Below are 14,741 nucleotides of genomic sequence, written 5' to 3'. Positions count from 1 at the left end.
AAGCCGACCAGAACACCCGGTTCGACCTGAGAAACGACCCCCCGATCCGCGTAACACTCATCTCCGAAACAAAAAACAAACACAAAATCGCAATAACAACTCACCATATCGCAATCGATGGATGGTCCAATCCGATCATGCTGCAGGAACTGATGGCGCTCTATGACGATCCCGGCGCCTTCGACGGGCGACCCGCGCCGCAATATCGCGACTACCTGGCGAAGATCATGGAGACCGACGAAGGCACCAGCATCACGGCGTGGCGCGACCATCTGGCGGGTCTCGAAGCCCCGACACGGATCGCGCCGGAAGCCGGTTCCATCCCGCGGCCGGAGCTGTGCGACCGGATCATCGCGGCCGGGGATTGGCAGCGCCTTGCCGATGCCGCGCAGGCGGCGGGGGTGACGCAGAACACGCTGGCGCAACAGGCATGGGCGATGGTGCTGTCGCATCTGACCGGGCAGACCGATGTCACCTTCGGCACCATCGTTTCCGGCCGTCCGCCCGAAATCGCCGGGATCGAGGACATGGTCGGCCTGTTCATCAACACCGTCCCGACCCGCGTGCGGCTGCGTCCGGGCGAGACACAATCCGCTCTGTCGCAAAGGTTGCAGCGGGAACAGACCGCATTGACCGGCCACCACCACGTCGCCCTGCCCCGCCTGACGCAAGAAATGCGGATGGGAGAGCTGTTCGACACCCTGCTGGTCTATGAAAACTATCCCGTGCGCGCCGCCGCCGGGCAGGAGGACGCCCCGCAAGAGGCATTGCAGGTCAGCGCCGCGGGCAGCCACGGCGCGGCGGCGACCCATTATCCACTGGGGATGATGATCGTCCCCGCGCGCCCCGGCGAAGCCGCGAAACTGACGCTCAGCTATCGGGCCGATCTGTTCGACGCGGCATATGCCGAGCGTGTGCAGACGCTGTTCGCCCGCGCCCTGATGCTGCTGGCCGATGCGCCCGACCTGCCGGTCGCCGAGATCGGGCTTGAGGATGCGCCGCATGTATCGAAAGGCAGCGCCCGCCGCGATCCGCGCATGGTGACGGACCTGTTCGCGCAGCAGGTGGCCCGCAACCCCGATGCGGTCGCGCTTGGCTGGGAGAACGGGCTGATGAGCTATGCCCAGCTTGACCGCGACAGCGACCGCCTGGCCGGTCACCTGATCCGGCTGGGGGTACGGCCCGGCGAAATCGTCGGCATCTCGTTGCCGCGTGGGCCGGAGGTCGCCATCGCCGTTCTGGGGCTGTGGAAGGCGGGCGCGGCCTATCTGCCGCTGGACCCGGCCTATCCCGACGCCCGGCTGGAACATATGCTGACCGATGCCCGGCCCAGGCTGGTCGTGACCGATCCGCGCACCCGCCAGATGTTGCCCGCGGGCGACTGGAGCGCGGTCATGGTGCAGGGACCGCATCTGGTCGGCGCGGATCAGGACGCCCCGCCGCCCCGGCCCAGGCTGATCGCCGACAGTCCGGCCTTCGTGCTCTACACCTCGGGCTCCACCGGCGCGCCCAAGGGCGTGGTCGGCACCCATGGCACCGTCGCCGAGCGGCTGTGCCTGCCCCTGCCCGAGGCCGGTGATGCCGGGGCGCGGGTCTATATCCACAAGACCACGCTGAACTTCATCGACGCGATCCACGAGCTGTTCGTCCCGCTGCTGCATGGCGACCGGGTCGAGATCGCGCCGCATGACGATCTGGGCGACGTGGAGGGCATCGCCCGCGTGATCGAGACGCGCGGTGTCTCCCGTATCGTGCTGGTGCCCTCGTTGCTGCGGGCGCTGCTGGATCTGCCCGGCGCCGCGAAACGGCTGCAAGGCCTGCATCTGTGCGTGTCCAGCGGCGAGGCCCTGCCCGGCGAGCTGGCGGTGAGGTTCCACCGCCTGCTGCCCCATGCCCGCCTGCTGAACATCTATGGCACCTCCGAGATGTGGGATGCCAGCGCGGCCGAGGCCGGGCGCGACCAGGACATGGCCAGCGGCGTGCCGATCGGCCAGGCCCTGGACGGGGTCGGCACGGCCGTTCTGGACGGCTTCCTGCGCCCCGTCGCGACGGGCGTGGCGGGCGAGCTCTACGTCTCGGGTCACGGCGTCGCGCAGGGCTATCTGAACCGGCCCGACCTGACCGCCGAACGCTTCCTCGCCTGCCCCGAGGGCAGCGGCCAGAGGATGTATCGCACCGGCGATCTGGTGCGGCGGCGTGCGAATGGCGGGCTGGATTACCTGGGCCGCGCCGATCAGCAGATCAAGATCCGCGGCTTCCGCATCGAGGTCGACGAGATCGTCGCGCTGCTGATGAAGCAGCCCGGCATCCGGCAGGCCATTGCGGCGGCGATACCGTCACCGCGCGGCGGCAGCGACCTGATCGCCTATGTCGTCGCGACCGATGGCGCCACGCCCGATCCCCGCGCGCTGCGGCAGGCCCTGGCCGCGCAACTGCCGCGCAACATGGTGCCCTCGGCGGTGATGGTGGTTGACGGCCTGCCGCTGCTGCCCAATGGCAAGGTGGACCGCGCGGCCCTGCCCCGGCCCGAAGCCCGGCCCTCGCGGCCCGCGCAGACCGAGTTGCAGGCCCGGCTCTGCGCCGCGATGGCCGAAGTTCTGAGCCTGCCCGAAATCGGCATCGACGACGATTTCTTCGAGATGGGCGGCCATTCGCTGCTGGCGGCGCGGCTGGCCGCGCGGTTGCGCATGGTCACAGGCCGCACCGTCGGCGTCCGCGCCATCTTCGAGGCGCCGACCGTCCAGCAGCTGGAGCTGCGGCTGAGCCAGGGCGAGGACAGCTTCAGCGACGCGCCGGTGCTGGACTTCCCGCCCGTCGGCCTCTGTGCCGGGCCCGCTCCCGAACCGCTGTTCTGCCTGCATCCCGCGGGCGGCATCGGCTGGTGGTATCGCAGCCTTCCGGCGCAGCTGGGCCGGGGCCGCACCGTCCACGCCCTTCAGGGGCCGGAGTTCTGCGGCACCGGCAGCCCCGCCACCATGGAGGATGCCGCCGCCGAATATCTGGACCGGATCGAGACCATCCGCCCGAACGGGCCGCTGCATCTGCTCGGCTGGTCCTATGGCGGCGCGCTGGCCTTCGAGATCGCGCTGCAGGCCCAGGCACGCGGTCGCCAGGTGGCGACGCTGGCGCTGATGGATGCCTTCCTGCTGGCCGACCTGCCCGGCTTCGATCCCGCCGCGAACGACAAGAGCGCGGGACAGGTGCTGGCCGATCTGCTGGCGGTGACCGGGCGCCTGACGGCCGAGATCGACCGCGAGACGCCCGATTACCAGCGGGCGGCGCAGGCGCTGCACGGCACGATCCTGGGCGGGCTGGACGCGGCGATGCTGGAGCGGTTCGTGCAGGCCAGCCGCGCCGATGTCGCGCGGCTGGGCCATTACCGCCCGGCGGGACGCTTCGACGGCAGGCTGGTCTATTTCGACGCCGTCGGCGACCGGCAGGAACCCGATGGCAGCGGATCGGAGATGTTCGCCCGCCACGCATCCGACCTGACCCGCCATCCGGTCGCCTGCCGCCATGACGAGATGGGACATCCGCAGCATCTGGCCGCGATCGGCCGGCTGCTGTCCACGGAGTACGGGCTGTGAGCCGATGGCCACATCCCGCACCGCGATCCGGCAGACGGGTCGCGACCAGCGCCTTGCCGCAACGGTCAGGGCATATCTCAACCCGAAAAGGACAAGATCATGAGCAACCCCTTTGACGATCAGGACGGCATCTTCCTCGTGCTGGTGAACGACGAGAACCAGCATTCGCTCTGGCCCGAATTCGCCGCCATTCCCGAAGGCTGGCACAGCGTCTTCGGCCCGGACAAGCGCCCGGCCTGCATCGACTATGTCGAGGCCAACTGGACCGACATGCGCCCGGCCAGCCTTGTCGCGATGGAAACCGGGAAGGCCGCTTGATCCGCCTGTCGCGATATCGGCCCGCAGGATGCGGGTCAGCGCCAGAGGATCGTCGCCACATGGCCGGCGGCGATCCTCTGGACCGCCTCGAAGGTGGTGCCAGCGGGCCAGTCCATGCCCCAGTCCTCGGTCAGCGTCAGCCTGACCCGGCATGGATCGCCCGGCCCGGCCCGTTTCCAGCCGACGCGCGCCGCGGAAAAGTCCCGAAACTGGCGCGTCAGGGGATAGAGCGCCTTGTACAGCGCCTCCTTGGCGGAAAAGGTCCGCGTGACCTCAAGCTCCGGGGGCTGGCCCGACCGGCCGAGGGACAGCCCGGACATGACTTCGGGCGCGATCTGGGCCGCCACCTCGGGGGTCACGATCCGCTCGACATCCAGTCCCAGCAACTGCGCGCCGCTGTCAGGCGCGACAAGCGCCGCCGCGATATCGTCGCTGTGGCTGATGCTGCCCAGCCAGCCCGCAGGCCAGTCGGGCAGGCCATCGCCGCCGATGCCCGGAACGGGCTCGCCGCCATGGCCCGCCTTGCGCAACGCATCCCGCGCCGCCATCCGACCCGCCGCAAAGGTGGCCTGCCGGCGCGGAGCGCAGCGGCGGATGACCTCGGGCAGATCGAACGCAAGGCCGCCACCAACCCGCACGAAAACCAACCCACCGCCCGGCGGCAGCGGCATATCCCGCGTGGCAAGCGCCAGCAGATCGGTCGGTGCCCGATGCAAGACCCAGCCTTTCGAGTTTCATCACCCAGTGCCGGGATAGCCCACGCCATGCCCGCACGCCATCACAAACCAGAGGTATCAGATGCAACTTTACCTGTTTCCCTATGCCGGCGGCTCGTCACGTTCCTTTCGCGGCTGGCCCCAGGCGCTGTCCGGTTGCTGCGAAGCCATCCCCTGCGACACATCCTGCGACAGCCGCCCCTTCCTCGACCCGCCCAAAGCCCTGACGATCCGGCAAATGGCCGAGCATCAGGCGATACGCCTGGCCGGCCATCCCGGCCCCTTCGCCATTTTCGGTCATTCTATGGGCGCGCTGGTTGCCTTCGAAACCGCCCGCCATCTGCGCCGCATGGGCGCGGCCATGCCCGATCTGCTGATCCTGTCGGCCCATCGCGCGCCACATCTGCCGTCGCGCCGCCAGCCGCTGCACGACCTGCCGGACGCCGAATTCGACGCGCGACTTGCGGATTATTCCGGCACCCCGAATGAGGTGTTGCAGGATGCCGAGATGATGGACCTGTTCCGCCCCTTGCTGCGACGCGACTTCGCCGCCTGCGAAACCTATCGCCTGATTGCCGAACCTCCGCTGCCCGTTCCCGTGCTCTGCCTGGGCGGCACCGAGGATCCCGATATCCCCGGCGAGGATCTGTCCGCATGGTCGCGGCATTTCACCAGTTCCCTGGGGTTGGGAATGCTGCCGGGCGGGCATTTCTATTTCCGCAATTCGCTGCCTGCGCTGAACATCCATATCAAGGGCATGATGTCGCGCCTGACGCTGCACGACGCCCGAGCAGCGTGATGGCATTCGGAAGAGACGCGCCGGACCTCCTGCTCGCCGGGCATGACCGCCGGCGCTCCAGCCGGAATGACAATATGGGCGGCCCATCGACTGACGAACCTGCGCGACACCGGAAACATGATTGTCGATCGAGAAGGCGTGGACGGTCCCATCGCCGCCGAGACGGAATTGCGCCCTCAATCCAAGGTCTGCCGGAAGCGCAGCAGCGCCAGCAGGCCGAGCGCCGCGACCATCAGCGCCAGCGCGACGAATTGCGGCGCGACGTCGGCGGGTCCTGCCCCCTTCAGCATGATGCCGCGCACCAGCCGCAGAAGATGCGTCACCGGCAGCGCCTCGCCGATGGCGCGCGCCCAGGCGGGCATTCCCAGGAAGGGGAACATGAAGCCCGACAGCAGGATGGAGGGCAGGAAGACGAAGATCGCGATCTGCATCGCCTGCATCTGCGTCCGCGCCACGGTCGAGATCAGGTAGCCCAGCAGCACCAGCGCCAGCACGAACAGCATCACCCCCGCCAGCAGCAGCCCCAGCGAGCCGACGAAGGGCACGTCGAAGATCGCCCAGGCCGCGCCCAGGATCACGAAGACCTGCACCCCGCCCACGGCGAGGAAGGGCAGCACCTTGCCCAGCATGATCTCGGGCGGGGTGGCGGGCATGGCCAGCAGGTTCTCCATCGTGCCGCGCTCGATCTCGCGGGTCAGGGCCATCGAGGTCATCATCACCATCGTCATCTGCAGGATCACCCCCAGAAGGCCGGGCACGATATTGTATTGGGTGATGCCTTCGGGGTTGTAGCGGCGATGCAGGACGATTTCGGGGGATGCGGGGGTGGGCGCGGCGTCGCGCCGAAAGGCGGTCGCCGCCACGCCGTTCAGCGCGGCGATGGCCCCGCCGGTGGCGACGGGGTCGGTGCCGTCGGCCTCGACCAATATCTGCGGGCGGTCGCCGGTCTGCATCCGCTGGCCGAAATCGGAAGGCACGGTCACCACGAAGGCGGCCTCGCCGCGGGTGATCATCCGCTCGGCCTCGGTGGCGCTGGCAACCGGATGGGTCAGGCGGAAATAGCCGGTATTCTCCAGCCCCACCGTGAAGCTGCGGGTGAAGCGGTCCGGGGCGGGCGCGACAAGGGCGGTCGGCATGTCCCTCGGGTCGCTGTCGATGGCATAGCCGAACAACAGAAGCTGCATGATCGGCACCACCAGCATCATCGCGAAGGTCACCCGGTCGCGCCGCATCTGGATGAATTCCTTGCGCAGGATCGCGCCCAGGCGGACAAGAGAGAAGCTCATCGCATATTGTCCCGCGACTGGTCCATCAGGCGGATGAACACGTCCTCCAGGCTGGTCTCGGCCGCCGTGCCGGTCACGCCTTCGGCGGCCAGCGCGGCTTCCAGCGCCGCGCGGTCGGTGCCGGTGACATGCAGCGAGGCGCCGAAGGGCTCGACCTGCCCGACGCCCGGCGCATCGCGCAGCCGCGCGGCAAGCTGGCCGGGCCGGTCGGAATGCACGGTCAGCGTCACCAGCCGCGCATCCGCGATCACCTGCGCCACCGTCCCCTGCACGACCAGCCGGCCATAGGCGATGTAGTTGATGCGGTGGCAGCGCTCGGCCTCGTCCATGTAATGGGTCGAGACCAGCACCGTCATCCCCTGCAAGGCGCGGTCGTGGATCTCGTCCCAGAACTGGCGGCGGGCCTTGGGATCGACGCCCGCCGTCGGCTCGTCCAGCAGCAACAGCGCCGGCTGGTGCATCAGGCAGGCGGCCAGCACCAGCCGCCCGAGAGGCTTCCCGCTAGCTGCGTCCGGCGCGAGGTCAGGCCCAGGTCCTCCAGCGTTTCGCGCACCGCCTGCCTGGGCAGTCCGTAGAGGCCGGCGACGAAGCGCAGGTTTTCCTCGATCGACAGATCCTCGTAGAAGGAAAAGCGCTGCGTCATGTAGCCGACCTGCCGCCGGATCTGGCGCTGGCGGGTTCGCACGTCCAGCCCCAGCACCGTGCCCGCGCCCGCATCGGGCGTCAGAAGCCCGCAGATCATGCGGATGCAGGTCGTCTTGCCCGAGCCGTTGGGGCCGAGGAAACCCGCGATCTGCCCCCGCGCCACGCGCAGCGACACGTCATCGACCACCTTGCGCCCGCCGAAGGACTTGGTCAGCCCGGCAACGTCGATGGCGGGCGCGTCGCTCATGGCGTCCTGCGGATCTCGACGATCTGGCCGGGCTTCAGGTCGCCGCCGGGATCGGGACGCGCCTCGGCCTGAAAGACCAGCTTCTGCCGCGCATCGCGGGAATAGATCACCGGCGGGGTGAACTCGGCCCGGTCGGCGATGAAGCTGACCGTGGCATCAACCGGCTGGCAGCCGTCGCAGGTGACCCGCAGCCTTGTGCCGATGGCGACCGAGGCCAGTTCGCCCTGGGGCAGGAAGAAGCGCAGCACCGTCGCGCCCTCGGGTAGAAGGGTCAGGACCGGGGCCTCGGGGCCGGCCATCTCGCCCCGGTGGCGCAATATGTCCGTGACGGTCCCGGCGGCGGGCGCGGTCAGTTGGCGCTGCCGGATCTGCCATTCCAGCGCCTGCCGGTCGGCCAGCGCCTGTTTCACCGCCGCGCGGGCGGCCTGAACCATGTCCGGGCGCGCGGCCAGCCGGGCGGTCTCCAGCCGCGCCTCGGCTTCCCCGACCGCGGCCTGGGCCATCTCGGCGCCGGCGCGGGCGGCATCCAGTTGCGCGCGGGAACTGGCGCTTTGCTGCGCCAGCCTTTCCTGGCGCTCGGCCTCGCGCGCCATATGCCGCGCATTGGCGCGGGCCGAGGCCAACGCCGCCTCGAACGCGGCGATCTCGGACGGGCGGGCGCCCTGTTCGAGGTCGGCCAATTCGCTTGCCGCGCGGTCCTGCGCGGCCTCGGCAGCGGCCAGCGCAAGCCGGGCATCCTCGGCCTCGACCGCCGCCAGAAGCTGGCCCGCCTCGACCCGGTCGCCACGCCCGACCCGCAGATCGACAAGCCGCGCGGGCGCCAGCGGCGCAAGATGAACATATTCGCCCTCGACATAGCCGGTCGCCAGCGGCGGCTCGGGGCCGCAGCCGGGCAGCAACGCGCCGATCAGCGCCAATGCGCAGAGAAAATCAGCCATTGCCGCCCCCGGTCATCAGCTCCAGGTTGACCAGCAGGCGGCGCGTGATCGCGCGAGCCTCAGGCCGCGAATAGCCCTGCCAGCCCATGCGGCGCTGGACGATGGGCGCGGCCAGGCGGAAATAGGCCACCTGCCCCACCAGCGTGAAGACGGCCAGCTTCACGTCGTCGGATTCCGCGGGCCGCCCGGTCGCCGCCGACCAGATCGCGCAAAGCCCCGCATGGCGCGGCTCGACCAGGGTGGCGTAGAGCCGCTCCAGCACCGGGCTGTCGGGCTGGGCGAGTTCGCGCAGCACGAAACCGACCATCTCGTTCGCGCCCGCCCCCAGGATCAGGAAGGTGACCATGCGGCGGACCAGGCGCCGCAGCGTGGCGCGCGCCATCCGGGGCGACAGGACGACGGGAACAAGCGGAACGGTGCGGGCGACCTGCTGGATCTGGTCCGCGACAGCATCGGCGCAGGCGATGCGCAACCCCTCCTTGCCGCCGAAATGATAGGCGATGGACGAGATGTTCGTTCCCGCATCCGCCGCGATGGCGCGGGTCGAGGCGGCCTCATACCCCTCGCGCCCGAAGCGGATCATCGCGGCCCGGATCAGCAGGGCCCTGGTCGATTGCTGGCTCATGCGGCGCGCCCAAATAATTCAATCAATCGATTGATACAGGATTTCCGGCGTTCTGTCGAGATCCTGCGAGGATGCGGCCAACCAATGCGGCGGCAATCCTGACTGATTCAAGCCGCCTTTCACTGCCGCCGAAGGCGATCGTCTTGAAATTCTGCCGCAAGGTTTTTGCGCCGCACCTTCACCACGACGAGCAGGAGGCTGGGCCGCTCACGGATAAGCGGCGCCAGAGCGCAACGAGTGCCCTCCGGGTCGACCTGCGCTCACCGCGCTTTCCGCGATGCCCATGATCTGTCAACTAACCCGCATCGACCGCGATGTCGAAATGCAGGACATCCTCGCGATTTCCCAGCCTGGTATAGAGGGCAATCGCCGGTTCATCACCATGGTCGGCCTGAACGTATACCACCCAAGCGCCCCGTTTGGCAGCAATCTCCCGTAAAGCACCGATGAGCGAGGTTGCTATGCCCTGGCGCCGATGGGTCGCGGCGACAGCAAGATCGCAGATGTAAATTTCGGAGCGCGCCCGCTCGAATTTCTCAAGCTTGTAGGCAATCAGGCCGCCGACAACGACAGCGCCGTCCGTGGCTGCCAGTGCGATGAGACGATCCCTGGTCAAGAGGTCGCTCAGATAGGCGTCGTCGGGCGGCTCTCCCAGGTAGGTGTCGGGATCATCGAAGGCATCCCCGAACAGAGCGTTCATCTGCCGTAGCGCAGGAACGTCGGATCCGTTCAGGCACCTGATCGAGACAGACATCGGCAGCTCCTCTTCATGTTCCAGGATCATCGTCGGCACACGGAGCGCCTATGCTGCATCGGTGCCGGATGCGTGGCCAGCCTTCTTCGACGGCTATGACCGATTCCGCCCTCGGGCCGGGCAGTCGGGTTGTCGCCCATTCCCATGTGTTGGATCCCGATCTCGACCAGAAACGCGACGACCTCCTCGCGAGGCTCCCCCCGGCGCAGCCGTGATGCCGCCGCGATCAGACAGATGTCATATTCGTTCACAAAGGCCCCCATGCTGCAGCGCAGAATGCATGGCGGCTTTGCCGGGGTCATGGCTACTGTCCAGGGTTTGCCCAGCCTATATTCCTCTTGTCCGAAACACGCCCGATGATTGGGCAAGATGAAAAGGTGTCGAAATGTCCGCTGTCGAAATGAGCTGTAACCATGCAGCCGGTAGCCTGGGTCAGGTCTTTGCACGCGTGACCGAGATGATCACCGCCTGGAACGATGCCCGCATCACCCGCCGCGAGCTGAACGCGCTGACGGATCGCGAGTTGAGCGATATCGGCTTGGCGCGTGGCGATATCGAACGGGTTGCCCGCGGCGCCTGAAGCCATCCTGAACGATGAACGGACCCCGTGGCGATGCTGCGGGGTTTTTCGTGTGCGCGTGATCTGAACTGAAGTTCGGCTCCTGAACGCTTTGGCGCTCGTAACGCCTGCTCCGTTACCTGCCGCAAGCCGGTCTTCGCTGCGAGAAGCGGATCCGCCTGTCGGGGGCTATGCAGGGTCGAGTGACCACCTGGTAAGATCATTGAGTGAGAAACGGGCTTCGAAAAGTCTTTGTTCATGCGTGGCCCGGCGCCAGCTGCGACCGATAAGAGTGCCGGCCTGTTCTCTGCCATTCGGGAGGTGGGCGCCGCCCAGTGGAGTTTTCCGAAAGGGAAAAAACTCATCTGGTGTTCGGTTGCGATAGCCCCGACGGCCGGGCGTCATGACGGCATGATTGCCCAAGGCAGATCGACAAGGTGCTACCTGGATCGATCCATTCGGCGGGTGATGATGTGCGCCAGGGCGGCGGCGATGGGCAGGGGCACGAGGAACAGCGCCCAATCCGGCCAGAGAAGGACCGCGCAGGCCACCCCGGCGACGAGCGCGAGAAAGGCATGAAGGGAAGACATATCGGTTCAATCTGGCGCGGGATGGCAAGGGACCTAGCCCGCATGTTGCGAATACGGCAAGCCTACCGCCGGGCGAGCCGTCCTTCAATACCCTCCTGCCGATGACGTTGCTGCCGGCAGCCTCCCTTTACGGCGTAGCATAACCCCGCAGCCGCAGAGACCCCATGTCGTTCCCACATGCCCGCGCGTATTGCTGCGCGAATCTGGCAGGGCACGTCACTCTATGCCGCGCGCGCGTATCGTGCGGTGAGTGATGGCCGCCGGCCTGTCGCCCAGCTTATTCTTCCCGAGTCCCGTCAAGCATGAACATCATCGGCTGCACGACCTTTTGGGGCATCTTGCGCATTTCCTGGGCGAACGCAGGAAAGCGATGTCTTGCGACCGCCGTGGACATCCATGGCATCATTGCCCGAGGCTTGCGCCAGAAAGACATTGCTGACCGTGCCATCGGGATTGATGGTGAAGGCCAGATGGGCCTCGTATCGTCCCGAGGGCACGACCTTCCGCAAGTCAGGCGGGACCCGGACGGCGCGGGTCAGCTGACGCTGGAGTTCCTGCTGCCATTGGGCCTGGGTCGCGACGGGCACCGGCGCTTCGGCACGGTGGAAAATCGCATCCTGAAATGAGATGAGGACGGAAAGGGCGACGGGCAACAGGATTATCATCCAGACTTCACTCCACGGGCTTGATGCCTATAGCCCTGCCGGTCGTCCAGCCACAAGATGGCTCGCCGGCCCTGAGGGAAGGCCCCGCCCTGGACAGGGGCTTCGGTCGATGCGGGCGGCGCATTACCGATCAGGCATCACCTTCACGGAGCGTATCGGCGACGAGGGCGTTTGCGTGACCGTGCCCCAGGCCGTGTTCCTGCTTCAACCACGCGACAAGCTCCATGTGCTTCTTGCCGGACTGTGCGCGAATGAGGTCCTTCCACTCGGCGATGGGGCGACCGTATCTTGCCTCGATTGACGGAAAATACGACGCCGGTCCCTTTGCCTTCTCGGTCATGACCCCTCCTTGATTGCCATCCATCAGCCTTGGCAAAACCTATCTCACAATCGGGTTCACCGCCAATGCCGTGGTGCCGGGCCGACATGAGGGGATCAAGCGCAGCATGGCGATGGCGCCGCCGCCCGATCCACTGACGCGGCTCGTTTGGAACTGACAGGTCATGACGGTTCTTCCAGGCGCAATAGAGGCTGCGTCCCCCGAAGTTGAGCGGTGATCTGACCGCGACTGACATACGGCCCGCACCTCGCTCTGGACGAATCGCACACCGTCAACATGATGGGCGCGGGGGAGGAAGATGGACGACACCGACGCCCTACGGGTTTTCCTGCTGGATCTGCTCACGACGATGCCGACTGACTTCCTGGCAACCGAGGAAGGCCGGGCCGATTTGGTCATGTCCTACGAGCGCATGGCGGATGCGGCACACCGGTCGTGGCGGATGTGCTGCGCGAGGCGGCAAGACGGGTGAAGGGGGCGTAGTGTCGGAAGACATGACCTCCGAGGAGCGCATACGGGAACAGGCGGGTGCAATTGCCGCGAGCCGGAAGGCCGCCGTCCACATGGTGGTCGGCATGGGGCTGGCAATTGCCAAGACCCCCGGAGGAGCGCGAGCTGGCAGCAAAGGTCTTTGTCGCGGCGGCCGCGGACCCCGATCCGGCGATCGCCGACATGGCAGCAGCGGTCGCGAAGGCTCTGAGGCAGCGCTGCCGCCTGATGAGCGAGACCTGGGTCGAGCGGGTGAAGGCGGCGGTGGAGCGAGAGGATTGAGCCATGACCGATGACCGCATCGACAAATGGGCCGCGGCTGCCGATCATCTGCTGAAACTCGCTGTCCTGCTGGCCGAGGAGCCCGGCGTTATCCGGCTCGACGAACTGCCGAACTGGCTGCGCATGACGGCTGCCGAACGAGAGCGGCAGGGGGACACAGGCGCCGCCGAGTTGCTGAACAGCTGGGCTGACAGGCTCGAGGACCAGAACACATGACCTTCGAGGAGCGTATCGAGCAGCTGGAGATGCAGGTCGAACAGCTGACCGACCTGACGGAGACGCTGTTCGCCGTGCTGCTCAGCCTTGCCGCGAAGAAGCGCAGGCTCGGCCTGGACGAGATGACGGCCATCATGCACGACTATGCCGACCACCGCGACAAGGAAGGCGATACCTTCGGCGCCGACCTGGCGCACCGGATCATCGCGAGGCTGGAGGGGTGAGGAGAAAACTATCAGCTCCGCCCGGCGGGCTTTTCTTTGCGCACAGCCCGCCGATCTGGCAGGCGGGCCGTCAGCAACCGCTCGGCAGGACCACGGCAACCTTCCTCTCTCGCCCCTGCGCCATGTCGGAGCGGGAGGGCTGCTGCGGATCAATTGTCGCCCGACTTATCGTCGGGACGGCTCTTCGTTTCATCGTCAAGAGTGTTGACGGCGTCTCTCAGCTCGACCACGACGCCGGTATGTGGCGTGGCTCCGCAAACCAGCCATTCGTGCTTGCCGCAAAGTTCCGGAGCAGAAGCACGAAGCTGCGGTATGATCTGCTCGCTCGGCGTTGATCGATGTGCCAGCCTGCAGCCTACGGCGCACAGCCGGATACAAAATCAGAGGCAGTCGAATGATCAGACATATGCTCCTCCCGCTTCTTGTGCTGCTTGCCGGGGCGACGTCTGCGGAGCAGGCCATTGAGCCTTTGGCACGGGATCGGGATGGGCCTGCGCGACGGGGCTGCACTCATGACGGAGAGATCTGCCTGAATATCGCGGCGACGGCAGATGGCCAGCAATCACTACTGGTTCTGTCGGTCGAAGGAAACGCATCAGCCACTCAAGCCTATGATCTGACCGCAATTGCACCTGATGAATTCCAGCAGATCGATATCTGGCCTGGTCTGATCCGCTTTGATGGCGGGCTTCTGGCAGGCGTCGAAGTCGAGACATCGACCGCCTATTCCGGAGGCGGAGTACAGGCTACGCAGCTTCATCTGATTGCCTTCCTGCCAGGGAAAGCGCCCTGGATACCTCTGACCATCACGATCCGGTCCAGCGCCCTTATCCGTGCCTGCTTCTCCGAGCAGGACGCTGTCAACCGTGCAGATGTTTGCCATGACGAATACGATTTCGTGGGTGGCCTGTCGGTCGAAGGCAGGTTGCAGGATGGCATGCCGGTACTGCGCTACAAGACGACGGCGACTTCGTATCCTGGCAACGTATCCCGGGATGAGGACTCCCTCGAAAGGCCACCCCTGAGGAAAAGCGACCTGATAACGGTCGAAGATCCCCTGTGCAGCTTTGAGAGGGTTTTCAGAATCGACCCCCAGAGAGCTGTATATTCACCCGATGCTCCCTTACCCGACTGTTCCAATTGGACAGCGCCGTAAGGTCAATACAACGAGACCATCTTGACCAGTGTGCCGACATGGCCGCCACCGACAGGTCGATCAACTGGCCCCGCCGCAGAAGCAAGCAGCGATAAGACGACCCTGGCGCCGGCTGCACCGTGACATCGCGATCCATTCCGTGGCTGGAACGCTGGGGGGTCAGCGTGCTGGACGCGCCGGGCCCCGACGAGGCCATCGCCCTCTTGGAGGAGATGGAGATCGCGCCGGATGCGCTGCTGATCGACTATCAGCTGGATCACGGCGCCAACGGGCTGGAGCTTGCGGCCGCGCTGCACCGCCGCCAC

At 66.7% G+C, this 14,741-nt stretch carries 18 protein-coding genes and 1 pseudogene; 10 read left to right on the top strand and 9 right to left on the bottom strand.

Annotation, left to right across the window (positions count from 1 at the left end; genetic code table 11):
• Together C9E82_RS22525 and C9E82_RS22520 are read left to right on the top strand one after the other, a co-directional pair.
• The coding region (locus tag C9E82_RS22525) for a non-ribosomal peptide synthetase (RefSeq protein ID WP_147482383.1) at positions 1 to 3,587 on the top strand (3,587 nt) is incomplete at its 5' end.
• Positions 3,588 to 3,686: 99 nt separating this feature from the next.
• Complete coding sequence (locus C9E82_RS22520; RefSeq protein WP_119899160.1) at positions 3,687 to 3,905, top strand: MbtH family protein; 219 nt, start codon at positions 3,687 to 3,689, stop codon at positions 3,903 to 3,905.
• Positions 3,906 to 3,940: 35 nt separating this feature from the next.
• On the opposite strand, the gene C9E82_RS22515 is transcribed toward C9E82_RS22520, so the two are convergent.
• Positions 3,941 to 4,576 (bottom strand): 4'-phosphopantetheinyl transferase family protein, encoded by a 636-nt coding sequence (locus C9E82_RS22515; protein WP_183154137.1) that lies wholly within the window; start codon positions 4,574 to 4,576, stop codon positions 3,941 to 3,943.
• Between the two features lie 127 nt (positions 4,577 to 4,703).
• Here C9E82_RS22515 and C9E82_RS22510 point away from each other — a divergent pair, with 127 nt between their 5' ends.
• On the top strand, positions 4,704 to 5,420 hold the full coding sequence (locus C9E82_RS22510; RefSeq protein ID WP_119899155.1) for a thioesterase II family protein: 717 nt from the start codon (positions 4,704 to 4,706) through the stop codon (positions 5,418 to 5,420).
• A gap of 176 nt (positions 5,421 to 5,596) precedes the next feature.
• On the opposite strand, the gene C9E82_RS22505 is transcribed toward C9E82_RS22510, so the two are convergent.
• The 5 genes and pseudogenes from C9E82_RS22505 to C9E82_RS22485 all read right to left on the bottom strand — a co-directional run bounded on the left by C9E82_RS22505 (position 5,597) and on the right by C9E82_RS22485 (position 9,915).
• Positions 5,597 to 6,706, bottom strand: coding sequence for an ABC transporter permease (locus C9E82_RS22505; RefSeq protein WP_119899152.1), 1,110 nt, complete (start codon positions 6,704 to 6,706; stop codon positions 5,597 to 5,599).
• Positions 6,703 to 7,598, bottom strand: a pseudogene (locus tag C9E82_RS22500) (ABC transporter ATP-binding protein). The gene C9E82_RS22505 and the pseudogene C9E82_RS22500 overlap by 4 nt, the downstream one beginning before the upstream one ends.
• Complete coding sequence (locus tag C9E82_RS25350; RefSeq protein ID WP_119899150.1) at positions 7,595 to 8,536, bottom strand: HlyD family secretion protein; 942 nt, start codon at positions 8,534 to 8,536, stop codon at positions 7,595 to 7,597. The pseudogene C9E82_RS22500 and the gene C9E82_RS25350 overlap by 4 nt, the downstream one beginning before the upstream one ends.
• Positions 8,529 to 9,161, bottom strand: coding sequence for a CerR family C-terminal domain-containing protein (locus C9E82_RS22490; protein ID WP_119899149.1), 633 nt, complete (start codon positions 9,159 to 9,161; stop codon positions 8,529 to 8,531). The genes C9E82_RS25350 and C9E82_RS22490 overlap by 8 nt, the downstream gene beginning before the upstream one ends.
• 295 nt (positions 9,162 to 9,456) lie before the next feature.
• A complete protein-coding gene (locus C9E82_RS22485) occupies positions 9,457 to 9,915 on the bottom strand; it encodes an AAC(3)-I family aminoglycoside N-acetyltransferase (RefSeq protein ID WP_119899147.1) in 459 nt (152 codons plus the stop codon).
• Positions 9,916 to 10,372: 457 nt separating this feature from the next.
• Between C9E82_RS22485 and C9E82_RS22480 the strand changes: the two genes are divergently transcribed.
• Positions 10,373 to 10,495 carry a DUF1127 domain-containing protein gene (locus C9E82_RS22480; RefSeq protein WP_280524970.1) on the top strand — a complete coding sequence of 41 codons (123 nt, stop codon included), beginning with the start codon at positions 10,373 to 10,375 and terminating at the stop codon, positions 10,493 to 10,495.
• Positions 10,496 to 10,914: 419 nt separating this feature from the next.
• Here the strand turns inward: C9E82_RS22480 and C9E82_RS24695 are convergent, their stop codons facing one another.
• The 3 genes from C9E82_RS24695 to C9E82_RS22470 form a co-directional block, all read right to left on the bottom strand.
• Complete coding sequence (locus C9E82_RS24695; RefSeq protein ID WP_183154136.1) at positions 10,915 to 11,064, bottom strand: hypothetical protein; 150 nt, start codon at positions 11,062 to 11,064, stop codon at positions 10,915 to 10,917.
• A gap of 296 nt (positions 11,065 to 11,360) precedes the next feature.
• Positions 11,361 to 11,729, bottom strand: a complete 369-nt coding sequence (locus C9E82_RS25460) for a TonB C-terminal domain-containing protein (protein WP_119899143.1) — start codon at positions 11,727 to 11,729, stop codon at positions 11,361 to 11,363.
• A gap of 130 nt (positions 11,730 to 11,859) precedes the next feature.
• Complete coding sequence (locus tag C9E82_RS22470; protein WP_119899141.1) at positions 11,860 to 12,069, bottom strand: DUF4287 domain-containing protein; 210 nt, start codon at positions 12,067 to 12,069, stop codon at positions 11,860 to 11,862.
• 298 nt (positions 12,070 to 12,367) lie between these two features.
• Between C9E82_RS22470 and C9E82_RS24690 the strand changes: the two genes are divergently transcribed.
• From C9E82_RS24690 to C9E82_RS24260, 6 genes are all read left to right on the top strand, one after another.
• Positions 12,368 to 12,541 (top strand): hypothetical protein, encoded by a 174-nt coding sequence (locus C9E82_RS24690; RefSeq protein WP_170162119.1) that lies wholly within the window; start codon positions 12,368 to 12,370, stop codon positions 12,539 to 12,541.
• A 116-nt stretch (positions 12,542 to 12,657) separates the two neighbouring features.
• Positions 12,658 to 12,840, top strand: a complete 183-nt coding sequence (locus tag C9E82_RS22465) for a hypothetical protein (RefSeq protein WP_119899139.1) — start codon at positions 12,658 to 12,660, stop codon at positions 12,838 to 12,840.
• A 3-nt stretch (positions 12,841 to 12,843) separates the two neighbouring features.
• Entirely contained in the window at positions 12,844 to 13,056 is a 213-nt protein-coding gene (locus C9E82_RS22460; protein WP_119899137.1) for a hypothetical protein, read from the top strand.
• A complete protein-coding gene (locus C9E82_RS22455; protein ID WP_119899135.1) occupies positions 13,053 to 13,280 on the top strand; it encodes a hypothetical protein in 228 nt (75 codons plus the stop codon). The genes C9E82_RS22460 and C9E82_RS22455 overlap by 4 nt, the downstream gene beginning before the upstream one ends.
• A 406-nt stretch (positions 13,281 to 13,686) precedes the next feature.
• Positions 13,687 to 14,436, top strand: a complete 750-nt coding sequence (locus C9E82_RS24265; protein ID WP_147393113.1) for a hypothetical protein — start codon at positions 13,687 to 13,689, stop codon at positions 14,434 to 14,436.
• A 119-nt stretch (positions 14,437 to 14,555) separates the two neighbouring features.
• Positions 14,556 to 14,741: response regulator (locus C9E82_RS24260; protein ID WP_147482382.1), on the top strand; the 186-nt coding region annotated here is incomplete at its 3' end.

The organism is Paracoccus sigandri (assembly GCF_003709565.1).
In the GTDB taxonomy this organism is placed as follows: domain Bacteria; phylum Pseudomonadota; class Alphaproteobacteria; order Rhodobacterales; family Rhodobacteraceae; genus Paracoccus; species Paracoccus siganidrum.
This window is presented reverse-complemented; position numbering and strand designations above follow the sequence as displayed.